The sequence below is a fragment of the Snuella lapsa genome (genome assembly GCF_039539345.1).
Classification (GTDB): domain Bacteria; phylum Bacteroidota; class Bacteroidia; order Flavobacteriales; family Flavobacteriaceae; genus Snuella; species Snuella lapsa.
Window position 1 is genome coordinate 115895 of the sequence record NZ_BAABCY010000035.1, and the last position, 22097, is coordinate 137991.

At 35.5% G+C, this 22097-nt stretch carries 32 protein-coding genes; 29 read left to right on the forward strand and 3 right to left on the reverse strand.

Annotation, left to right across the window (positions count from 1 at the left end):
* Positions 1 to 9: 9 nt before the first annotated feature.
* The 3 genes from ABD792_RS07470 to ABD792_RS07480 form a co-directional block, all read right to left on the reverse strand.
* The gene (locus tag ABD792_RS07470) at positions 10 to 1707 is read right to left on the reverse strand and encodes a SusD/RagB family nutrient-binding outer membrane lipoprotein (protein WP_345005260.1); all 1698 of its coding nucleotides are present in this window, start codon (positions 1705 to 1707) and stop codon (positions 10 to 12) included.
* A gap of 18 nt (positions 1708 to 1725) precedes the next feature.
* The gene (locus ABD792_RS07475) at positions 1726 to 4956 is read right to left on the reverse strand and encodes a SusC/RagA family TonB-linked outer membrane protein (RefSeq protein ID WP_345005261.1); all 3231 of its coding nucleotides are present in this window, start codon (positions 4954 to 4956) and stop codon (positions 1726 to 1728) included.
* 122 nt (positions 4957 to 5078) lie between these two features.
* Entirely contained in the window at positions 5079 to 6776 is a 1698-nt protein-coding gene (locus ABD792_RS07480; RefSeq protein WP_345005262.1) for a POTRA domain-containing protein, read from the reverse strand.
* A gap of 178 nt (positions 6777 to 6954) precedes the next feature.
* On the opposite strand from ABD792_RS07480, the gene rpsL reads away from it, so the two are divergent.
* The 29 genes from rpsL to rpsK all read left to right on the forward strand — a co-directional run bounded on the left by rpsL (position 6955) and on the right by rpsK (position 22081).
* Positions 6955 to 7329 carry a 30S ribosomal protein S12 gene (gene rpsL, locus ABD792_RS07485; protein WP_199112753.1) on the forward strand — a complete coding sequence of 125 codons (375 nt, stop codon included), beginning with the start codon at positions 6955 to 6957 and terminating at the stop codon, positions 7327 to 7329.
* Between the two features lie 90 nt (positions 7330 to 7419).
* The gene (rpsG, locus tag ABD792_RS07490; protein WP_345005264.1) at positions 7420 to 7896 is read left to right on the forward strand and encodes a 30S ribosomal protein S7; all 477 of its coding nucleotides are present in this window, start codon (positions 7420 to 7422) and stop codon (positions 7894 to 7896) included.
* Between the two features lie 6 nt (positions 7897 to 7902).
* The gene (gene fusA, locus ABD792_RS07495; RefSeq protein WP_345005265.1) at positions 7903 to 10029 is read left to right on the forward strand and encodes an elongation factor G; all 2127 of its coding nucleotides are present in this window, start codon (positions 7903 to 7905) and stop codon (positions 10027 to 10029) included.
* Positions 10030 to 10040: 11 nt separating this feature from the next.
* A complete protein-coding gene (rpsJ, locus tag ABD792_RS07500; RefSeq protein ID WP_007650482.1) occupies positions 10041 to 10346 on the forward strand; it encodes a 30S ribosomal protein S10 in 306 nt (101 codons plus the stop codon).
* A gap of 142 nt (positions 10347 to 10488) precedes the next feature.
* Complete coding sequence (gene rplC, locus ABD792_RS07505; RefSeq protein ID WP_345005266.1) at positions 10489 to 11106, forward strand: 50S ribosomal protein L3; 618 nt, start codon at positions 10489 to 10491, stop codon at positions 11104 to 11106.
* Positions 11106 to 11735: a 50S ribosomal protein L4 gene (rplD, locus tag ABD792_RS07510; RefSeq protein ID WP_345005267.1), complete on the forward strand. Its 630-nt coding sequence runs from the start codon at positions 11106 to 11108 to the stop codon at positions 11733 to 11735. The genes rplC and rplD overlap by 1 nt, the downstream gene beginning before the upstream one ends.
* A gap of 7 nt (positions 11736 to 11742) precedes the next feature.
* Positions 11743 to 12033 (forward strand): 50S ribosomal protein L23, encoded by a 291-nt coding sequence (gene rplW / locus ABD792_RS07515; protein ID WP_199112769.1) that lies wholly within the window; start codon positions 11743 to 11745, stop codon positions 12031 to 12033.
* Positions 12034 to 12043: 10 nt separating this feature from the next.
* A complete protein-coding gene (rplB, locus tag ABD792_RS07520; RefSeq protein ID WP_345005268.1) occupies positions 12044 to 12871 on the forward strand; it encodes a 50S ribosomal protein L2 in 828 nt (275 codons plus the stop codon).
* Between the two features lie 3 nt (positions 12872 to 12874).
* Entirely contained in the window at positions 12875 to 13153 is a 279-nt protein-coding gene (gene rpsS, locus ABD792_RS07525) for a 30S ribosomal protein S19 (protein ID WP_090841277.1), read from the forward strand.
* A gap of 6 nt (positions 13154 to 13159) precedes the next feature.
* On the forward strand, positions 13160 to 13567 hold the full coding sequence (gene rplV / locus ABD792_RS07530; protein ID WP_199112779.1) for a 50S ribosomal protein L22: 408 nt from the start codon (positions 13160 to 13162) through the stop codon (positions 13565 to 13567).
* A 9-nt stretch (positions 13568 to 13576) separates the two neighbouring features.
* Complete coding sequence (rpsC, locus tag ABD792_RS07535; RefSeq protein WP_345005270.1) at positions 13577 to 14296, forward strand: 30S ribosomal protein S3; 720 nt, start codon at positions 13577 to 13579, stop codon at positions 14294 to 14296.
* 21 nt (positions 14297 to 14317) lie between these two features.
* The gene (rplP, locus tag ABD792_RS07540) at positions 14318 to 14737 is read left to right on the forward strand and encodes a 50S ribosomal protein L16 (protein WP_199112792.1); all 420 of its coding nucleotides are present in this window, start codon (positions 14318 to 14320) and stop codon (positions 14735 to 14737) included.
* 13 nt (positions 14738 to 14750) lie between these two features.
* Positions 14751 to 14942: a 50S ribosomal protein L29 gene (rpmC, locus tag ABD792_RS07545; protein ID WP_199112794.1), complete on the forward strand. Its 192-nt coding sequence runs from the start codon at positions 14751 to 14753 to the stop codon at positions 14940 to 14942.
* A gap of 11 nt (positions 14943 to 14953) precedes the next feature.
* Entirely contained in the window at positions 14954 to 15211 is a 258-nt protein-coding gene (rpsQ, locus tag ABD792_RS07550; protein WP_117172447.1) for a 30S ribosomal protein S17, read from the forward strand.
* Positions 15212 to 15213: 2 nt separating this feature from the next.
* Positions 15214 to 15582, forward strand: a complete 369-nt coding sequence (gene rplN, locus ABD792_RS07555; protein WP_199112796.1) for a 50S ribosomal protein L14 — start codon at positions 15214 to 15216, stop codon at positions 15580 to 15582.
* A 12-nt stretch (positions 15583 to 15594) separates the two neighbouring features.
* Positions 15595 to 15906, forward strand: coding sequence for a 50S ribosomal protein L24 (gene rplX / locus ABD792_RS07560; RefSeq protein WP_345005272.1), 312 nt, complete (start codon positions 15595 to 15597; stop codon positions 15904 to 15906).
* 2 nt (positions 15907 to 15908) lie between these two features.
* Entirely contained in the window at positions 15909 to 16460 is a 552-nt protein-coding gene (gene rplE, locus ABD792_RS07565) for a 50S ribosomal protein L5 (RefSeq protein ID WP_345005273.1), read from the forward strand.
* Positions 16461 to 16463: 3 nt separating this feature from the next.
* Positions 16464 to 16733 carry a 30S ribosomal protein S14 gene (gene rpsN, locus ABD792_RS07570; protein WP_099563531.1) on the forward strand — a complete coding sequence of 90 codons (270 nt, stop codon included), beginning with the start codon at positions 16464 to 16466 and terminating at the stop codon, positions 16731 to 16733.
* Between the two features lie 71 nt (positions 16734 to 16804).
* The gene (gene rpsH, locus ABD792_RS07575) at positions 16805 to 17203 is read left to right on the forward strand and encodes a 30S ribosomal protein S8 (RefSeq protein WP_166967730.1); all 399 of its coding nucleotides are present in this window, start codon (positions 16805 to 16807) and stop codon (positions 17201 to 17203) included.
* A gap of 12 nt (positions 17204 to 17215) precedes the next feature.
* On the forward strand, positions 17216 to 17758 hold the full coding sequence (rplF, locus tag ABD792_RS07580) for a 50S ribosomal protein L6 (RefSeq protein WP_345005274.1): 543 nt from the start codon (positions 17216 to 17218) through the stop codon (positions 17756 to 17758).
* 10 nt (positions 17759 to 17768) lie between these two features.
* The gene (gene rplR / locus ABD792_RS07585) at positions 17769 to 18125 is read left to right on the forward strand and encodes a 50S ribosomal protein L18 (RefSeq protein ID WP_345005275.1); all 357 of its coding nucleotides are present in this window, start codon (positions 17769 to 17771) and stop codon (positions 18123 to 18125) included.
* Positions 18126 to 18131: 6 nt separating this feature from the next.
* On the forward strand, positions 18132 to 18656 hold the full coding sequence (rpsE, locus tag ABD792_RS07590; RefSeq protein ID WP_199112805.1) for a 30S ribosomal protein S5: 525 nt from the start codon (positions 18132 to 18134) through the stop codon (positions 18654 to 18656).
* 14 nt (positions 18657 to 18670) lie between these two features.
* On the forward strand, positions 18671 to 18850 hold the full coding sequence (gene rpmD, locus ABD792_RS07595) for a 50S ribosomal protein L30 (RefSeq protein ID WP_099563536.1): 180 nt from the start codon (positions 18671 to 18673) through the stop codon (positions 18848 to 18850).
* 16 nt (positions 18851 to 18866) lie between these two features.
* Positions 18867 to 19319: a 50S ribosomal protein L15 gene (gene rplO, locus ABD792_RS07600; RefSeq protein WP_345005277.1), complete on the forward strand. Its 453-nt coding sequence runs from the start codon at positions 18867 to 18869 to the stop codon at positions 19317 to 19319.
* A gap of 15 nt (positions 19320 to 19334) precedes the next feature.
* Entirely contained in the window at positions 19335 to 20684 is a 1350-nt protein-coding gene (gene secY / locus ABD792_RS07605) for a preprotein translocase subunit SecY (protein ID WP_345005278.1), read from the forward strand.
* Positions 20685 to 20694: 10 nt separating this feature from the next.
* A complete protein-coding gene (infA, locus tag ABD792_RS07610) occupies positions 20695 to 20910 on the forward strand; it encodes a translation initiation factor IF-1 (protein ID WP_007094967.1) in 216 nt (71 codons plus the stop codon).
* A gap of 84 nt (positions 20911 to 20994) precedes the next feature.
* Positions 20995 to 21111 (forward strand): type B 50S ribosomal protein L36, encoded by a 117-nt coding sequence (ykgO, locus tag ABD792_RS07615; RefSeq protein ID WP_013305171.1) that lies wholly within the window; start codon positions 20995 to 20997, stop codon positions 21109 to 21111.
* A 104-nt stretch (positions 21112 to 21215) separates the two neighbouring features.
* The gene (gene rpsM / locus ABD792_RS07620; protein ID WP_345005279.1) at positions 21216 to 21590 is read left to right on the forward strand and encodes a 30S ribosomal protein S13; all 375 of its coding nucleotides are present in this window, start codon (positions 21216 to 21218) and stop codon (positions 21588 to 21590) included.
* A gap of 107 nt (positions 21591 to 21697) precedes the next feature.
* A complete protein-coding gene (rpsK, locus tag ABD792_RS07625; protein WP_345005280.1) occupies positions 21698 to 22081 on the forward strand; it encodes a 30S ribosomal protein S11 in 384 nt (127 codons plus the stop codon).
* Positions 22082 to 22097: the final 16 nt, after the last annotated feature.

The window sequence follows — 22097 nt, forward strand, 5'->3', positions numbered from 1 at the left end:
ACAATATTTTTATTTTAAATTATCAGGATTAGTATCCCAGAAAACTTTGGTTGTAACTGGCTTTTCTGGAATGTTAGGATTGGTGGCCGATTCTGCAGCAGGATACAAGAAACTTCTCATAAAGGAACCGGCTTCAATAACAGGATCAGACATGTCACTGGGCATACTCGTTCTTCTATACATGTTATATGCTTCAATGCCATTGCCCCAAAGCGCTATATAGTATTCTTTCATAATAATATCTAAACGCTCTTCATCAGATGTAGCAGCATCGTAAGCATCTAAAACATAATCAACATAATTATTAACATTGTCTGTAGTTATCAAGTATTCCTCTGGTCGGTCACCAACAGTTACTTCTTCATTAACATCTTCTGTATCCGGATCATCAGGAATCAAAATATTACTTAAAGAGGCCGTTATAGCACTTGATTGGAAATTAGCAACTTTATCCATAGATGCACGTATACCTTCTTCCAAGAGTGTTCTCGGATTTCCTGTTGTTCCAATTGTTAATGCTGATTCAGCCATTAAAAATTTAACATAAGAAGATAACATAAAAGGGAAAATACCAGCACCACCAGCTCCAACATTATTAGTAACTGGTTTAAAGTCATCACCGTCATAAGCTCCACCTACAGGATACAATCCATAAGTCGTTCTTAATAATTGATCGGGATCTACACCTGCATCGTAACCATGGTCTCTTCCCCAATAGAAATCACCAATATAACAGAAGTTTATTACAGCATCTCCTTCACAGTCTAAGAAATCACCTTCTGGCGCAGTAGGTGTTTGGCGATAAAAATAATAACGTAATCTAGGATCATTAAAGCCTTTGTCGTCTTTTAATAGATACATGTAGTAATTGTTCATGAAATCGTCGGCTCCATCAGAATCATAACATAATGCATAGTAAGGATGACGGCTTTCGCCAGTAGCACTAGATACCGTAGAATACTTAAACTCTAAATCTTCACTGGCATCATCTATTATGCCTTGGCTAATTAAAGTGTTAATTTCAGATTGAAAGTTACCGATTAATCTCATTTGCGCGTACATTTTAAATTTAAGTGTACGTGCAGCCGTTATCCATTTTGAAGCATCACCAGCGTAAAACAAATCATCGGCAGGCATTATACTGGCATTATTAAGAGCAGCAATAGCTTCGTCAAGAACAACAAGCATGTCGTTATATATTACTTGACCGTCTTCAACGTTTGGAGCAATAACAGCTGAGCCTTGTAAAGCTTCGCTATAAGGAACATCTCCCCAAATATCAACTAGGGTTACAAAAGCAAATGCTTTAATTACCTTGGCAATTCCAATGTGACCCTGTAGATCTCTTTCTTCCGCAATGGGAAGCAGAACGTTAATGTCCTGAAGTGTCTCTCTGTAAAGATCTTTCCAAGCATCATCCAACGAGCCATTAGACGCGGCAAAAGGCCCAGAATAGTTACCAAATAAATGCTGCATTCTAACAGTTTCTGCGGCTCTTACATTAAGTCCGTCTTCATTATCTTCATTGTAAGCAATAGCTGCAACAAAACGCAGTTGTGCATTGTTAAGAAGTAAATCAGGATCGGCACTTTCTGGCGTTAATTCGCTAGGATTATTCAATAAATCCAAATTTGTAGTTTCACATCCCATAGCTAAGGCTAGAAGAAGGAAACAAATAGGTATTAATTTTATATTCTGTGTTTTCATTTTCTAATTTTTTTTAATTTAAAAAGTAGCCTTAAAACTAAATCCATACTTTTTTGAAGTTGGTGCAGTTTGGAAGTCAAGACCAAGACCGTTACCAACACCTGTACTTAATGTTTCAGGATCAAAATTGGTGTACTTTGGAATATTAGGAGAATAGAACCATAAATTTTGCCCTAGTAAAGTAAATGACATTGACCCAAACGGGGTTTTAGCTAAGAATTTCTTAGGTAGGTCGTAGGTTAATGAAATCTCTCTTAATCTTACTGTAGAGCCATCAAATATTTGGTTGTCTGAAGTGTCTACATAATTAAGGAACCATAATTCATTAGTACCCTGTTGGATGGCGTTGGGTATTTTGTTTCCTGACCCATCCAGTAATACTTCTCCCGTGTTAGGGTTAGCATAAAATCCAGAGATGACTTTAGTGCCTTCTCTATTATCTTGAAACTTCGTAACACCCCTTCTTAAAAGGTTGTTTATTGTATTAGATGAAAAATCGCCTCCATGTACGTATTCAACCTGGGCAGTTAAAGTTAAGCCCTTGAAAGAAAAGCTATTAATTGTAGTTAATTGCCAATCTGGGTTAGGGTCTCCAATTATTTCATCGTCAAAGCCTAAGGCGCTACTGTCTAAAATATTACCTGTAGTAGGATTGATTAGTAAATTACCTTCGTCATCTCTCAATGCATAGCTGCCTTTTATAACACCAAGGGGTTCGCCTTCTATAGCATAGTTACCTAAATTAGAAAAACCAGCTATAAAAACATCTCCAGCAGGAAGATCTTTAACTTCACTTTCCATAGCTGTAAAAGTAAAGTTTGATAGCCATTTAAAGTTATCATTTTCAATTGGTCTAATGCCTAAATCAACCTCAATTCCCTGAGTTAAAATTTTACCAGCATTAACAGTGGTTCTTTCAAAACCTGTTGATAACGGAATGGTAGAGCTTAAAATTTGGTCTTTCGAATCTCTTGTAAAGACACTTAACTCTAAATCAATTCTATTGTTTAATAGTTTTGCTTCTACACCAGCCTCAATTTCAGAATGTAGTTCTGCTTTAAGATTAGGATTTGATTCAACGTCAACACCACTGGATAATGAACCGCTAGAGTTTACATTTACTACTCGGCCTCCTCGAGTAGTGAATGCAGCAGTACCTAGGGCAAGTGTTTGTCTCGTTCTGTATGGGCTTGGAAAACCAGCTGAAGTACCATAACCAACTCTAAACTTCAAATAATTTAATCCGTCTGATTTCAAACTAGGGATAGCAGAAGTTGGAATTATCGAAAGGGCTGCACTAGGGTAAAAAAGTGATCGGTTATCAATTTCAACTGTAGATGTCCAGTCATTTCTTCCTGCTAAAGTTAAAAATAAATAGTTAGAGTAGTCTAGCTGTAGTTGGCTATAAACACCTATCGTGTTCTCTTTTTGAATAAAGTCTAATGAACTTCCAAGAGGATCTTGATTACTTTGAGTTTTAAAGTTGTTATGATCAATAAAGTCAAAAACAACTTGCCCTGTACTGGCAACGCCAAATTTGTCATAAACTTCAGAGTTGGTATTAATACCAAGAGTGGCATTTAAACCTAGATTTTCAGCGAGGTTTATATCGTTAACATTAAGAATTAAACTGTGATCCCAAATGGTATTCGTAGCCGATGTAGTTTTTAGAAAACCCTCTCGAGCAATTAAAGCACTTACACCTCCTTGGTTGATATAAAATTGTTGTCTTTCTGTGTAGGTGTCATAACCTACACGATAAGTTAATTTTAGATTTTCACTTATATCAAACATTGTACTTATAGAATTGTAAAACCTATTTACGTTTATAGATTCTTGAGAATTGTCTATTAGCCAGCGAGGGTTCTCTTGATCGGTTCTATAGTATACACTAGCTCCTGTAAAAGGATCTTGATAAGGAAGTCCTATTAAATCAAAATTTCTTGGCACAAATAAAGTTCTAGTAAAGATGGAAAAGTTGCCTGTACCATTATCGGCAGAAACCGGAGGCGTAATAAATTTACTGGTTGAAAAATTGAAAGAACCGTTTATAGTAAATTTATTGCTCAATTTAACAGAACCACCAGCTCCAAAATTTGTTCTTTTAATGTTATTTCCTCTTACGTAACCGTCTTCATCTGTATTGCCGAAATTTATATTAAAAGAAGCATTCTCAGTTCCCTTAGATACATTTACAGATGTTGTTCGTCCAAGACCAGTTCTGAAAAAATCTTTCACATTGTTTTTAAAATTTTGATAAGGAACAGTAACACCTGCATATTCTGGAAATGATTCATTTAAAGCAGGTAAGTCGTAATGATGCCTAACCGTGAAATTGCCATCAAATCGTCCTCCCCAGTTTCCAACAAATCCAACGTTAACAGAGTTATCACCCCCTTGACCATAAACATCTGTGTAATCTGGTAAGCTTGAAATTTCATTGAAAAAAACAGATTGATTAAGGCTTACTTCAAAACCTTTATCAGCACTTCCATCTCCACCTGTTTTGGTAGTGATCAATATTACACCATTTCTACCGGCATCACCATAAAGAACTGTAGCACTTAGTCCTTTTAAGACACTCATTGAAGCAATGTTGTTAGGGTCTAAATCTAAAAATCTACTGGAAGCAGATACAGAACCGTTACCTGTAGTAACATTACTTTCAGCATTGGTACTTGTGTTAAACGGAACTCCATTTATAACAAACAAAGGTTGATTGTCGCCTGTAATAGAAACATTGCCTCTAATTTTTATATTGGTTCCACTACCTGCTAAACCACCTGTTCCTACAACGCTTACACCAGCTATTTTACCAGATAAAACTCTTGCAATATCAGCTTCAGGTCGGCTTTCTACTTGTTCAGAATTTAAAGTTGTTACTGCATACCCTAAAGCCTTTTTCTCCCTTCTAATGCCTTGAGCAGTGACAACAACCTCTTCTAAAACAGCGGTGTCCTCTTTCATTGTAACATTAATTGTATTGGAGGATCCAACTGTGATTTCTTGACTTGTGTATCCAACAAAACTAAATACAAGAATATCTCCTGTACTAGCGTCAATTGAATAATTACCATCGAAATCGGTTGAGGTACCAGAGGATGTACCTTTTACTAAGACAGTCGTGCCAGGTAAAGGTAATCCCGTTTCATCGGATACCGTTCCTGAAATTGTCTTCTCTTGTGCAAAAGTTAATTGCACAACAAACGCTAGTAATAGCGTTAGAATTCCACTAAACTTTGTTTTCATTTTAATAATTATTTGAATTAGTCAATGTCAAAAATCTTAATAAAATCTTAATAAAGCAATAAATATTGGTTAAAATTTACTTTTTTCACCCTTCTCGATAGACAAAAGGCAAAATTTATACTTTAAAACTGGGTTGTAAGGCTTAAATGAACTTTTGAATTGGATAGTTTAAATTTTTGATTTTCGCTTTTCCCATTAGCGTAGTTTAATTTAAAAAGTCCAGACTTAGTTATGATTCCTAAACCAAATCCATATCCAAATAGTTTTTCTTTCCTATGTAACATTTTGTTCTCAAAATACGAAGCGTCTGTAATGGTGTGGATGTAGAGATTGTTGCCTAGTTGTAGTCTGTATTCGGTATTTATTGTACTATAGAAAGAAGCCTGTAAGCTGTTCTCTTCAAAGCCTCTGATAGAATTGATGCCTCCAAATCGCAATAATTCATTTTCGAGGTACGTATTAGATATTAAATTGGCACTATTTACTTTTAGAAACAAACTGTTTTTTTTGTTAAGATTGATGATTGTAAAAGCGTTTAGGGTAATGCCAGTTTGTTTGTTTTCGATGTCCGATGAGATTCTTTTACCTAAGGTAGTTTCTATATATAAATTTGAGTGCAATGGAAATAATAAGTTATTGGATTGGGTTTTTGTGTATTCGTAAGCAAAAGTGAAAGCTGTGGTTTTGTAGTCTTTTATGTTTGTATTAGTATTTAAGGATAGTAAATTACTTGACTGAGAGGTTAAAACGCCTGAATATATTTTATGATTAGAATTAATGAGGTAATTGAGCTTTGCTGATTGGTTAATAGTGGTAAATAACGAATCTTTTTTAAATATATGGAGTCGCAGGTTGATACCTATTGGAGATTTGAATAGGTAAGGAAGACTTAAGTTTGTTTCAAAAGTTTTTTGATTGCCCTCGTCGCTCTTGTAAAGTAGTTTTAAGGATTCTCCATAATTTAAATTATTAATAAGATTAAGATCTAAGTAGCCGTCAAATTCTAACTTTCCAGTTTCGGTGTTAGTTCCAAATCCTAAAAAACCGTTAAACGAATTACTTTTTGATTTTTCTATGTATAAATAAACAATTGTGGAATCTTTTGAGAATAATACTTCAGGGGGCTTTATTTGGTTGGCAAAATTCAGGTTGTTAAATAATTCTGTTTTTCTTTTTATGTTATCGCTGTTATAAATTTGCTTGGGTTTTATTTTAAAGAAATGGTTTAGATATGCTTTAGGGAACAATTCATACCCCCTTATTATAATATTGTTTATGGTTCTTGGTTCTTTGTGGGATTCGAGGACTAAGTCGGCTCTTAGTTTTAAATTTTCAGTAGGAACGATGTTGGCTAATCTCAGTTTAGAAAAAGGGAAGCCTTTTTCAATGTTTTTTGAGTTGATATAATGTAGTGAATTCTCGATGGTTTTAAAATCTAATTCGAAGTAAGTATCAAAAACACGTTTTGAAATGGCTTTTAAAATGGAAGCATCTATGGTAGTATTGTCGTAATATATATATATGGTGTGGTATTTCTTTTTTAACTCGAAGGTGGTTGAAAAGGTGGAGTCATTTAGTTTAATTGCGGGCGAGCATTTGTTTTCAATATAACCTAGCTTTGAAAGTTTTTTTTGAAGTGTTTTAATTTCGTTTGCTATTGAGACGTAGTTCTTATGGGGCGTGCTAACGTAGCCTATGGAATCTATGGTATGGGAGTCGGTATCGGAGGTTCCTTTGATTTTAAGGCGCAGGTTTTGACTATAGGATTCCGAAGCAAAGAGAGAGCATATAATAAGGAGTAAAAATAGAAGTTTTTTCACGTTAAACAAAGTGTACATTCATTGTGTAAATCTAACGGAAAACATATACTTATAATACAGACATGCTTATTAATTTTAAACTTAGTTGAAAATTAATGTTTTAGGATTTGAATTTTTAATTTTAATTTCTACCTTTGCAGCCCTCTTAGAAGAGGATTTTTAAATTTATATATAATTTATGCCAACAATTTCACAATTAGTAAGAACAGGAAGAGCCAAAATAACCAAGAAGAGTAAATCGGCTGCTTTGAATTCTTGTCCTCAAAGACGTGGGGTTTGTACGCGTGTTTACACTACAACACCAAAGAAACCTAACTCAGCAATGCGTAAAGTTGCAAGGGTTAGATTAACAAATGGTAATGAGGTAAATGCATACATCCCAGGAGAAGGACACAATTTACAAGAGCACTCGATAGTATTGGTTAGAGGTGGAAGGGTAAAAGATTTACCGGGAGTTAGATATCATATCGTTCGTGGCGCCTTAGACACAGCTGGTGTAGCAGGTAGAACACAACGTAGATCTAAGTACGGTGCTAAACGCCCTAAAAAGTAAAACAGAGTTAGAAGTTAAAAGTTAAAAGTTAAAAGTTGTAAAACTAAAACTGTTAGCCGTTAGCCAATAACAAATAACTTAAAAGAAGACATGAGAAAAAGACAAGCTAAAAAAAGACCGCTTTTACCGGATCCAAGATTTAACGATCAGTTGGTTACGCGTTTTGTAAATAACATGATGTGGGATGGTAAAAAGTCTGTAGCGTTTAAAGTTTTCTATGATGCGATTGACATTGTAGATGCTAAAAAGACAGACGATGAAAAATCTGCCTTAGAGATTTGGAAAGATGCTTTATCTAATGTGATGCCTCACGTAGAAGTGCGTAGCCGTCGTGTTGGAGGTGCTACTTTTCAAATTCCAATGCAAATACGTCCTGACCGCAAGATATCAACAGCGATGAAGTGGTTAATAGGATATGCGCGTAAAAGGAATGAGAAATCTATGTCACAAAGGTTAGCAGCTGAGATTTTAGCAGCAGCTAAAGAAGAAGGGGCGGCCGTTAAGAAAAGAGTTGATACTCATAAAATGGCAGAAGCAAATAAAGCATTCTCTCACTTTAGATTTTAATAAGAAATGGCAAGAGATTTAAAATTTACTAGAAATATTGGTATTGCTGCACATATTGATGCAGGTAAAACTACTACTACAGAGCGTATTCTTTATTATACAGGAGTGTCCCACAAAATTGGTGAGGTTCATGATGGTGCCGCTACTATGGATTGGATGGAGCAGGAACAAGAAAGAGGTATCACAATTACCTCGGCTGCTACCACTTGTACATGGAACTTCCCGTTAGAGAATGGACAACCAACACCTGATACTGAAGGTTATCATTTTAATATAATAGATACTCCAGGTCACGTTGACTTTACCGTAGAGGTGAACCGTTCACTACGTGTATTAGACGGATTGGTGTTTTTATTTAGTGCAGTTGATGGTGTAGAGCCTCAATCTGAAACTAACTGGAGACTTGCAGATAACTACAAAGTTCCAAGGATTGGTTTTGTTAATAAAATGGACCGTCAAGGATCTAACTTTTTAGGTGTTTGTCAACAGGTAAAAGATATGTTGAAGTCTAATGCAGTGCCAATTGTATTGAACATTGGTGATGAGGCAGACTTTAAAGGAATTATCGATTTAGTTAAAAACCGTGCTATTATATGGCATGATGAAACACAAGGGGCTACTTTTGATGTTATCGATATTCCAGAAGACATGAAGGAAGAAGCTCGTAAATATCGTGCACTTTTAATTGAAGAAGTTGCTACTTACGATGAGAATCTTTTAGAAAAATTCATGGAAGATGAAGATTCAATTACAGAAGAAGAAGTGCACGCTGCACTTAGAGCTGCTGTAATGGATATGGCTATTATTCCCATGATTTGTGGTTCTTCATTTAAAAATAAAGGGGTGCAGTTCTTGTTAGATGCTGTATGTCGTTATTTGCCTTCACCTATAGATAGAGATAATATTGTAGGGACTAACCCAAACACAGGAGCTGAAGAAGTTCGTAAGCCAGATGTAAAAGATCCATTCTCAGCATTAGCATTTAAAATTGCTACCGATCCTTTTGTTGGACGTTTGGCATTCTTTAGAGCTTATTCTGGTCGTTTGGATGCAGGTTCTTATATTTTGAATAACCGTTCAGGTAAAAAAGAGCGTATCTCACGTATCTACCAAATGCACTCAAACAAGCAAAATGCTATTGATTTTATTGAAGCGGGAGATATTGGAGCAGCTGTAGGGTTTAAAGATATTAAGACAGGTGATACCATGTCTGCAGAAAACGCACCAATTGTGTTGGAATCTATGGATTTTCCAGATCCAGTAATTGGTATAGCGGTTGAGCCTAAGACTAAGGCAGATGTTGATAAATTAGGTATGGCTTTGGCTAAATTATCTGAAGAAGATCCAACATTTACAGCTAGGACAGATGAAGCTTCAGGACAGACTATTATTTCTGGAATGGGTGAACTTCACTTAGATATTATTGTTGACCGTTTGAAGCGTGAGTTTAAGGTTGAAGTTAATCAAGGACAGCCTCAAGTTGAGTACAAAGAAGCTATTACACAACGTGCAGAGCACAGAGAAGTTTACAAGAAACAATCTGGTGGACGTGGTAAATTCGCAGATATTGTATTTACACTAGAGCCTGCTGAAGAAGGTAAGGTTGGATTAGAGTTTGTTTCCGAAATAAAAGGTGGTAACGTTCCAAAAGAATTTATTCCATCTGTAGAGAAAGGATTCAAAATGGCTATGGTTAATGGACCTTTGGCAGGATATGAAGTTGATGCTATGAAAGTGACATTAACTGACGGTTCTTATCACGATGTAGATTCAGATCAATTATCGTTCGAATTAGCTGCTAAGCTTGGGTTTAAAGCTGCCGCTAAAGCTGCTAAAGCTGTGATTATGGAACCAATCATGAAACTTGAAGTTATCACTCCAGAAGAAAATATGGGTGATATTGTAGGTGACTTAAACCGTCGTCGTGGTCAAGTTAGTGATATGGGAGATAGAGCTGGAGCTAAAACAGTAAAAGCTACCGTGCCATTATCAGAAATGTTCGGATACGTAACGACGTTAAGAACATTATCTTCAGGTCGTGCGACATCAACTATGGAATTTTCACATTATGCTGAGACACCTTCAAATATTTCTGAAGAAGTGATTAAAGCTGCTAAAGGTGTTGAAGCTTAAATATTAAGAAAATGAGTCAAAAAATCAGAATAAAATTAAAATCTTACGATCACAATTTAGTAGACAAGTCTGCTGATAAGATTGTAAAAACAGTAAAAAGTACAGGTGCTGTTGTAACTGGGCCAATTCCATTACCAACTCACAAGAAAATTTTCACTGTTTTACGTTCACCACACGTAAATAAAAAGTCAAGAGAACAATTTCAATTAAGCTCTTATAAGCGTTTACTTGATATTTATTCATCATCATCTAAAACAATTGATGCTTTGATGAAACTTGAATTACCAAGTGGTGTTGAAGTAGAGATAAAAGTATAGTTTGCCATTCCTGCGAAGGCAGGAATCTAACATGTCCCACCGATGCGGTCGCGGGAAAAACGGAAAAATGCAGTTCAAGGTCGAAATGTGTTTTGGCCTTGAATTTTTAATAACAAATAGTAATAATTAATAAATAGTAAATATGTCTGGGTTAATAGGAAAGAAAGTCGGTATGACCAGCATCTTTGATGAAAATGGAAAGAATATTCCATGTACAGTAATCGAAGCTGGACCATGTATCGTTACCCAAGTCAGAACCAATGAAGTTGATGGCTATGAAGCTGTACAGCTTGGTTTCGATGACGCGACAGAAAAAAGTGCTACTAAGGCTGATCTAGGTCATGCTAAAAAGGCAGGGACTTCTGTAAAACGCAAAGTTGTTGAATTCAAAGGTTTTGATGAGGAGTACAAGTTAGGTGATGCAATCACTGTAGAGCACTTCAACGAAGGAGAATTTGTTGATGTATCAGGAACATCTAAAGGAAAAGGATTCCAGGGTGTTGTAAAACGTCACGGATTTGGTGGTGTAGGTCAAGCTACCCACGGTCAGCACAACCGTTTAAGAGCACCAGGGTCAATTGGAGCTGCGTCGTATCCTGCACGCGTATTCAAGGGCATGAAAATGGCCGGAAGAATGGGTGGAGAAAAAGTGAAAGTTCAAAATTTAAGAGTGTTAAAAGTAGTAGCTGAAAAGAACCTACTTGTTGTTAAAGGTTGCGTGCCTGGACACAAAAACTCTTATGTAATTATTAGAAAGTAATGGAAGTAGCAGTTTTAGATATAAACGGAAAAGATACTGGTAGAAAGGCGAACCTTTCTCAAGAAGTATTTGCTATTGAGCCTAATAATCATGCGGTATATTTGGATGTTAAGCAATACTTAGCAAACCAAAGACAAGGAACTCACAAGTCTAAAGAGCGTGGTGAGATATCTGGAAGTACACGTAAGATTAAAAAACAAAAAGGTACTGGTACTGCAAGAGCAGGTAGTATTAAGTCTGGTGTATTTAAAGGAGGAGGTCGTATGTTTGGGCCAAGACCAAGAAATTACAGCTTCAAACTTAATAAAAACCTTAAGCGTTTAGCACGTAAATCGGCATTAAGTATTAAAGCTAGCGAGAAGTCTATCGTTGTATTGGAAGACTTTACATTTGAGTCGCCAAAAACAAAAAACTTTACCGCAGTGCTAAAAGCCTTAAACCTAGAAGATAAAAAATCTTTGTTTGTGTTGGGAGGGTCAAATAATAATGTATATTTGTCATCGCGCAATTTAAAAGGTTCTGAAGTTGTAACTAACACAGAATTAAGCACTTATAAGATTTTAAATGCAAATCAAGTAGTGCTTTTAGAAGGTGCTTTAGAAGGAATTGAAACAAACTTAAGTAAATAAGAAACAGATGAGTATCTTAATTAAACCTATAATCACAGAAAAAGCGACTACAGATAGCGAGTTAAGAAACTGCTATACGTTTTCGGTGAATACAAAGGCGAACAAGGTAGAAATTAAAAAAGCGGTTGAGGCTGCTTATGGTGTTTCTGTTGAAAAAGTTCGTACTATAAATGTCCGTCCAGATAGAAGAACCCGTTATACAAAAACAGGTATTCAACATGGTAAAACAAATGCTGTTAAAAAAGCAATTGTACAACTGGCGGAAGGTGAAATGATTGATTTATACAGTAACATGTAATTAGACAAGAATGTCAGTAAGAAAATTAAAACCAATCACGCCAGGTCAGCGTTTTAGAGTAGTTAATGGATTTGACGCCATTACTACTGATAAGCCGGAAAAGAGCTTGCTCGTTCCGAATAAAAGATCTGGTGGTAGAAACAGTCAAGGAAAAATGACCATGCGCTATATAGGTGGAGGTCATAAAAGAAAGTATCGTATTATCGATTTTAAAAGAGACAAAGCAGGAATTCCTGCCGAAGTTAAGTCGATTCAATACGATCCAAACAGGACAGCATTTATCGCGTTGTTAAACTATCAAGACGGTGAGAAAAGATACATTATCGCCCAAAATGGTTTGCAAGTAGGACAAAATGTAGTGTCAGGATCAGAGGGTATTGCTCCAGAAATTGGAAATGCAATGCCATTAAGCCAAATTCCATTAGGAACGATTATTTCTTGTGTTGAGCTAAGACCAGGGCAAGGTGCTGTAATTGCACGAAGTGCTGGAGCTTTTGCTCAGTTAATGGCAAGAGACGGGAAGTTTGCTACAATTAAGTTACCATCTGGAGAAACACGATTAATTCTGGTTAATTGTATGGCTACTATCGGAGTTGTTTCTAACTCAGACCATCAGTTGTTAGTATCTGGTAAAGCAGGTAGAACAAGATGGTTAGGTAGAAGACCTCGTACTAGACCTGTAGTTATGAACCCTGTTGATCACCCAATGGGTGGTGGTGAAGGACGTGCTTCTGGTGGACATCCAAGATCTAGAAACGGCGTTCCTGCTAAAGGATTTAGAACACGTTCTAAAAAGAATCCAACAAATAAATACATTGTAGAACGTAGAAAGAAATAAGACATGGCAAGATCATTAAAAAAAGGACCTTACGTTCATTATAAATTAGAGAAAAAAGTAGCTGCTAATGTAGAAGCTGATAAAAAGACAGTAATTAAGACTTGGTCTAGAGCCAGTATGATTACTCCAGATTTTGTTGGACAAACAATTGCAGTGCATAATGGCCGTCAATTTGTGCCTGTTTACGTTACAGAAAATATGGTAGGTCATAAATTAGGAGAATTTTCACCAACACGATCGTTTAGAGGTCATGCAGGTGCTAAAAACAAAGGTAAAAAGTAGTAAGCTATGGGAAGTCGTAAAAAACAAATGGCAGACGCTATTAAGGAAAGAAAGAAGCATGTTGCTTTTGCTAAACTTAATAATTGTCCTACATCTCCAAGAAAAATGCGTTTAGTAGCCGATTTAGTAAGAGGTGAACGCGTAGAGAAAGCACTTAACATATTAAAATTCAGTCAAAAAGAAGCGTCTAACCGTTTAGAGAAATTGTTGTTGTCTGCAATCGCAAACTGGCAATCTAAAAACGAAGATGCTAATATTGAAGAGGCCGAATTATTTGTAAAGGAAATTAGAGTAGATGGCGGATCTATGTTAAAAAGATTACGTCCAGCTCCTCAAGGTCGTGCTCACAGAATAAGAAAGCGTTCTAACCACGTAACAATAGTAGTTGGAGCTAACAATAACACACAAAGCTAAGATAGAAGTATGGGACAAAAAACAAATCCAATCGGAAATCGCTTAGGTATTATCAGAGGATGGGAATCTAATTGGTATGGAGGCAATGATTATGGAGATAAGCTTGCTGAAGATGACAAAATTAGAAAATACGTTCATGCACGTTTATCTAAAGCTAGTGTATCCAGAGTAATTATAGAGCGAACCTTAAAACTTGTAACCGTTACTATCACTACGGCGCGTCCAGGTATCATTATTGGTAAAGGCGGTCAAGAGGTAGACAAGTTAAAAGAAGAGCTTAAGAAAATTACTGGAAAAGAAGTTCAGATTAACATCTTTGAGATAAAGAGACCTGAACTAGATGCATTTTTAGTGGCATCAAGTATTGCACGTCAAATAGAAAACAGAATTTCTTACCGTCGTGCGATAAAAATGGCTATTGCTGCTACAATGCGTATGAATGCAGAAGGAATTAAGATCCAGATTAGTGGTCGTTTAAATGGTGCTGAAATGGCACGTTCAGAACACTACAAAGAAGGACGCATTCCTTTATCGACCTTTAGAGCCGATATTGATTATGCTTTAGTTGAAGCACATACTACTTATGGTAGATTAGGTGTTAAAGTATGGATCATGAAAGGTGAAGTATATGGTAAAAGAGAACTTTCTCCGCTTGTTGGATTGTCCAAAAAGCAAGGAAAAGGTGGAGCCGGAGGGCGTGGAAATTCAAAGCCTCGTCGTAGAAAGTAATTTTTTATAAAGTAAAGAAAAATGTTACAGCCTAAAAGAACAAAATTTCGTAAGCAACAAAAAGGACGTATGAAAGGTCTTTCCCAAAGAGGAAATCAACTTTCAAACGGAACTTTTGGTATAAAAGCATTAGACTCTCAATTTATTACATCACGCCAAATAGAGGCTGCACGTATTGCTGCTACACGTTACATGAAAAGAGAAGGGCAACTTTGGATTAAAATATTTCCAGATAAGCCAATTACTAAGAAACCTCTTGAAGTACGTATGGGTAAAGGTAAAGGTGCCGTTGAATATTGGGTAGCAGTTGTAAAGCCAGGACGTGTGCTTTTTGAAGTAGGAGGAGTGCCAATTGAAATAGCAAAAGAAGCGTTACGCTTGGCAGCTCAAAAACTACCAGTTAAAACTAAGTTTATAATTGCTCGCGATTACGAAGCATAATTTATTTGATATTATGAAACAATCAGAAATTAAAGAATTATCAACCGCTGAGTTACAGGAAAAACTTGGTGAGACAAAAAAGAGCTATTCAGATTTAAAATTAGCTCATGCAATATCTCCTTTAGAAAACCCAATTCAATTACGTACAATTAGACGTACTGTAGCAAGAATTGCGACAGAATTAACTAAAAGAGAATTACAATAATTCTGCGAAAGATGGAAACAAGAAATTTAAGAAAAGAACGTATAGGAGTTGTTACAAGTAACAAAATGCAAAAATCCATTGTGGTTGCAGAGGTTAAAAAAGTAAAACACCCTATGTATGGTAAGTTCGTGTTAAAAACAAAGAAATATGTTGCACACGACGAAACAAATGATTGTAATATTGGAGATACTGTAAGGATCATGGAAACAAGACCTTTAAGTAAATCTAAATGTTGGAGATTAGTTGAAATCATAGAAAGAGCTAAGTAATTATGGTACAGCAAGAATCAAGATTAAAAGTAGCAGATAACACTGGAGCAAAAGAAGTATTAACAATACGTGTTCTAGGTGGTACTAAAAGAAGATATGCTTCTGTAGGAGACAAAATAGTTGTTTCTGTTAAAGATGCAACACCTAATGGAAACATTAAAAAAGGTGCCGTATCGACAGCAGTTGTTGTACGTACTAAGAAAGAAGTAAGAAGACCAGACGGATCTTATATTAGATTTGATGATAACGCTTGTGTGCTTTTAAACCCTGCGGGAGAGATGAGAGGTACACGTGTGTTTGGTCCTGTTGCTAGAGAACTTCGTGATAAACAATTCATGAAAATTGTATCATTAGCACCTGAAGTGCTTTAATGGATTATTAAGATGACAAAGCTTAAAATAAAAACTGGAGATACTGTAAGAGTGATTGCTGGAGACCATAAAGGTGCCGAAGGCAAAGTTCAAAAGGTATTAATAGCAAAAAACAAAGCCATTGTAGAAGGGATCAACTTGGTTAAGAAACATACTAAACCAAGTGCACAGAACCCACAAGGTGGTATCGTAGAAAAAGAAGCTGCTATCCATATTTCTAACTTATCGTTGTTAACTTCGAAAGGAGAAACAACACGTGTTGGATATAGAATAGAAGGCGATAAGAAAGTAAGATTTTCAAAAAAATCTAATGAAGTAATATAGTTATGGCATATTCACCTAGACTTAAAGAAGAGTATAAAAGCAGAGTTATTGCAGCTCTTACAGAAGAATTTGGATATAAGAATGTTATGCAAGTTCCAAAACTAGAAAAGATAGTAATATCTAAAGGTGTTGGAGCTGCAGTAGCAGATAAAAAGTTAATCGACTACGCAGTAGAAGAATTAACAACTATATCTGGACAGAAAGCTGTAGCTACAATTTCTAAAAAGGACGTTGCATCATTTAAATTGCGTAAAGGGATGCCAATTGGCGCTAAAGTAACCTTACGTGGAGAAAGAATGTATGAATTTTTAGATCGTTTAGTTACTTCTGCCTTACCTCGGGTAAGAGATTTTAACGGAATTAAGGCGACTGGATTCGATGGAAGAGGTAATTACAACCTTGGAATTACAGAACAAATTATTTTTCCAGAGATAAATATTGATAAAGTTAATAAAATCTCAGGAATGGATATTACATTTGTAACTTCTGCCGAGACAGATAAAGAAGCAAAATCATTATTAACTGAATTAGGGTTACCTTTTAAAAAGAACTAAGACATGGCTAAAGAATCAATGAAAGCCCGCGAGGTAAAAAGAGCTAAAACAGTAGCAAAGTATGCAGAGAAACGTAAAGCTTTAAAAGAAGCTGGCGATTACGAAGCATTACAAAAGTTACCTAAAAATGCTTCCCCAATTCGCATGCATAATAGATGTAAATTAACAGGAAGACCAAAAGGCTATATGAGAACTTTTGGTATTTCACGTGTAACGTTTAGAGAAATGGCCAATCAAGGCCTTATCCCAGGCGTTAAAAAAGCAAGTTGGTAAAATATTTTAATTGGTTATAGGTTCAAACGGAAATAGTTCTTTTTGAAAACCATAACCGCAAATCAATAATTATGTATACAGATCCTATAGCGGATTATCTTACAAGAATTAGAAACGCAGTGCGTGCTAACCACAGAGTGGTCGAGATACCTGCATCTAATTTAAAAAAGGACATCACTAAAATATTATTCGAACAAGGATATATTTTAAGCTACAAGTTCGACGATTCTACTGTACAAGGTACTATTAAAATAGCACTTAAGTACAATAAAGAAACTAAAGAACCTGTAATTAAAAAGATTCAAAGAATAAGTAAACCAGGTTTACGTAAGTATGCTAGTTCTAAAGAACTGCCTAGAATTCTTAATGGTCTTGGTATAGCCATCGTTTCAACTTCTCATGGAGTAATGACTGGTAAACAAGCCAAAAGAGATAATGTAGGTGGTGAAGTATTGTGTTACGTTTACTAAAAAGATAGAGACATGTCAAGAATAGGAAATAATCCAGTAGCAATCCCAGAAGGTGTTACAGTTGATATAAAAGACGGAGTCGTTACAGTAAAAGGTAAGCTAGGAGAATTATCTCAAAGTTACGATACTGTAGAGATTACAGTAGAAGATGCTAATGTTTTAGTAACACGTTCTTCAGATTCTAAAGACCAAAAAGCAAAACATGGTTTGTACAGATCATTGTTGAATAACATGATTGTAGGTGTATCTAATGGGTGGACTAAAGAGTTAGAGTTGATAGGTGTAGGTTATAGAGCATCTAATCAAGGACAAAAATTAGATTTAGCATTAGGATTCTCACATAATATCGTTTTAGAAATAGCTCCAGAAGTTAAGGTTGAAACTATATCTGAAAAAGGGAAGAATCCAATTGTTAAATTGACTTCTCATGATAAACAATTAGTTGGTCAAGTAGCAGCGAAGATTCGTGGTTTTAGAAAGCCTGAACCTTACAAAGGAAAAGGAATCAAGTTTGTTGGTGAAGAAATAAGAAGAAAAGCAGGTAAATCAGCTTAATAATTAAGTTATGGCATTGACAAAGAACGAAAGAAGACTAAGAATAAAAAACAGAATCCGTAAGGTTGTTTCTGGTACAGAGGCAAGACCAAGATTAGCTGTTTATAGAAGTAATAAAGAAATTTATGCTCAATTGGTAGATGACGTAACTGGTAAAACAATCAGTGCTGCATCTTCTAGAGATAAAGATATTAGTTCTGCGAAAGCAACTAAAGTTGAAGTGGCTAAATTAGTAGGTAAAGCACTTGCTGAAAAAGCTTTAAAGGCTGGTGTAGAAACTGTCTCTTTTGATAGAGGTGGTTATTTATACCATGGAAGAGTAAAATCATTAGCTGAAGGAGCTAGAGAAGCAGGACTTAAATTCTAAGAAATTATGTATCGTAAATACAAAAGCGCAGAGTTAGTAAAACCAGGTGGATTAGATTTAAAAGATCGTCTAGTTGGTGTACAAAGAGTAACAAAAGTGACCAAAGGTGGTAGAGCATTCGGTTTTTCAGCAATTGTTGTAGTTGGTGACGAAGCTGGTGTTGTAGGACAAGGTTTAGGGAAGTCTAAAGATGTAGCAAGTGCTATTGCAAAAGCTGTAGAAGACGCTAAGAAAAACCTTGTTAGAATTCCTATTATAAAAGGAACTTTGCCACACGAGCAAAAAGGTAAATTTGGTGGAGCAAGAGTAAACATTATTCCAGCTGCTCCAGGTACCGGTGTTATTGCTGGAGGTGCAGTTAGAACAGTTCTTGAAGCCGTTGGAGTACATGATGTACTATCAAAATCTCAAGGATCATCTAACCCTCATAATGTAGTAAAAGCAACATTCGACGCTTTGTTACAATTAAGAGATGCCAATGCAATAGCTCGAGATAGAGGTATTACACTTGAAAAAGTTTTTAACGCTTAATAATAACATCAAAGATGGCAAAGATTAAAGTAACAAAAGTTAAAAGCGCTATCAATCGTACGCAAAGACAAAAAAGAACGTTAGAAGCTTTAGGTCTTAAAAAGATTGGTCAAGTTAAAGAGCATGAAGCTACACCAAATATTCTTGGTATGGTTGCTAAAGTTTCACATTTAGTTTCTGTTGAAGAAGCTTAAAAATATAAACTGAAAAATGGATTTAAGTAATTTAAAACCTGCAGAAGGTTCAGTAAAAAGCCAAGGGAAAAGGATAGGTAGAGGACAAGGTTCTGGTAAAGGTGGTACTGCTACTCGTGGTCACAAAGGAGCTAAATCACGTTCTGGCTATTCTAAGAAAATTGGATTTGAAGGAGGACAAATGCCTATTCAAAGACGTGTTCCCAAATTTGGTTTTACAAATATTAACCGTGTAGAATACCAAGGTATTAACTTGGATACTTTACAACAACTGGTTGATGATAAGAAAATAGGTGATACCGTAGATTTTGAAACACTATTTACTAATAATTTAGTTGGAAAAAATGATCTGGTTAAAATATTAGGTAGAGGAGAGTTAAAAGCAAAATTAAAAGTATCTGCACATAAGTTTTCAGCTTCAGCAAAAGCTGCTATTGAAGCTGCTGGAGGTGAAGCAGTAACGTTATAAGACCTTATTAAACGTATGAAATTTATAGAATCGTTAAAAAATGTTTGGAAAATAGAGGAACTAAGAAACAGAATCATTGTTACTTTGAGTCTGCTTTTAGTTTATCGTTTTGGTGCCCAAGTGGTATTACCTGGTGTCGATGCTTCGCAATTAGAAGCTCTAGGTGATAATACCGAACAAGGTATTTTAGGATTACTTAATGCCTTTACTGGAGGTGCATTTGCTAATGCATCTGTTTTTGCACTAGGTATCATGCCATACATTTCAGCTTCTATTGTTGTACAGTTAATGGGGATTGCAATTCCTTATTTACAAAAGTTACAAAAGGAAGGAGCAAGTGGACAGAAAAAAATCACTCAAATAACAAGATGGTTAACAATAGCTATTTGTTTGTTACAAGCACCTGGTTATTTGGCTAGCTTACCAAGTTTGGGTATTCCTCAAAGTGCCTTTTTATTAGGGACAGGACCATTGTTTTATTTCTCATCGGTATCTATTTTAGTTACAGGCTGTATTTTTGCTATGTGGTTAGGAGAAAAGATTACCGATAAAGGAATTGGTAATGGTATTTCCTTATTAATTATGGTAGGTATTATAGCTAGATTGCCACAGTCATTCTTACAAAACGCCGCTACTAGGTTGGAAGGTAATAACATCATGTTGATTCTTTTCGAATTAGTTATTTGGTTTGTTATCATTTTGGCATCTATTATGCTCGTAATGGCAGTTAGGAAAATAGCTGTTCAGTACGCAAGACGTACAGCGTCGGGTGGATACGAAAAGAATGTTATGGCAGGATCTAGACAATATATTCCTTTAAAACTTAATGCATCAGGGGTAATGCCTATTATCTTTGCTCAGGCTATCATGTTTGTGCCAGGGCTGATAGGAGGCTTAGATTCTTTGAAGGATTCAGCAGTTGGACAATGGCTTCAAACAGAGTTTGGAAACAACATGTTTGGTTTTTGGTATAATTTAGTATTTGCTTTGTTAATTATTGTATTTACATATTTCTATACAGCAATTACAGTACCAACTAACAAAATGGCAGACGATTTAAAGCGTAGTGGTGGTTTTATCCCAGGTATTCGCCCAGGTTCTGAAACATCAGAATATCTTGATAAGATAATGTCTCAAATAACCTTACCGGGTTCTATATTCTTAGCAATTATAGCTGTGTTCCCAGCTGTTATTGTACAGCTTATGGACGTTCAAGCCGGATGGGCCTTGTTTTTCGGAGGAACCTCATTATTAATCATGGTTGGAGTTGCAATTGACACTATGCAACAAGTGAATTCTTACTTGTTGAATAGACATTACGATGGCTTGATGAAAACAGGTAAAAATAGAAAAGCAGTAGCTTAATTATTATACTATGGCAAAACAAGCAGCAATAGAACAAGATGGAACAATTATAGAAGCATTATCAAATGCCATGTTCCGTGTTGAATTAGAAAATGGTCACATTGTGACTGCACACATCTCAGGTAAAATGCGTATGCATTATATAAAATTATTACCAGGAGATAAAGTTAAATTAGAAATGAGTCCTTACGATCTAACGAAGGCTCGAATAACTTATAGATATTAAATGAGCTATAAAGTTGTAAGTGAAAGTTGAAGGCTAGATTTAATCAACTTTAAACTTTAAACTTTAAACTTTAAACTAAGAAAAATGAAAGTAAGAGCATCAGTTAAAAAAAGAAGTGCAGATTGTAAAATCGTGCGTAGAAAGGGTAGACTTTACGTAATTAACAAAAAGAATCCTAGATTTAAACAAAGACAAGGATAAATTAGACATAAGTCATTAGTGTTTAGAAGTTAGATGAATCTGCTTGAAATAGAAATGTTTAGGATTCTAACAACTAAAAACTAACAACTAGAAACTAAAAAGATATGGCAAGAATTGCAGGTGTAGACATACCAAAAAACAAAAGAGGCGTTATCTCTTTAACTTATATCTATGGAATAGGTAAAAGTAGAGCTAAAGAAATTTTGGCAACAGCTAAAGTTGATGAAAGTACTAAAGTACAAGATTGGACAGACGATGAAATCGGAAGTATTCGTGAAGCAGTAGGAACTTACACCATTGAAGGTGAATTACGTTCTGAAACTCAATTAAATATTAAACGACTAATGGATATTGGTTGTTATAGAGGAATTCGTCATAGAGCTGGTCTTCCATTAAGAGGACAACGTACTAAAAACAATTCTAGAACTAGAAAAGGTAGAAGAAAAACTGTTGCTAATAAGAAAAAAGCAACTAAATAATAATTAGAAATTTAGTCTTTAGTATTTAGACGTTGGAAAGAATCTGTTTGAAATTATTTAGGTTTAGGATTCTAGCGACTATAACTAACAGCTAAAAACTAGAAAATATGGCAAAAACAAGCACTAAAAAACGTAAAGTTATTGTTGACTCTGTTGGTGAAGCTCACGTAACAGCATCTTTCAATAACATTATTATTTCACTTACCAATAAAAAAGGAGACGTAATTTCTTGGTCTTCTGCTGGTAAAATGGGGTTTAGAGGTTCTAAGAAAAATACTCCTTATGCTGCACAATTGGCGGCTGAAGATGCTGCAAAAGTAGCTCAAGAAGCTGGCTTGAAAAAAGTAAAAGTTTATGTTAAAGGTCCTGGAAACGGTAGAGAGTCTGCTATTCGTTCCATTCACAACTCAGGTATTGAAGTAACCGAAATTATCGATGTTACACCACTACCACATAATGGTTGTAGACCTCCAAAACGTAGAAGAGTATAACAATTACAATTGTTTG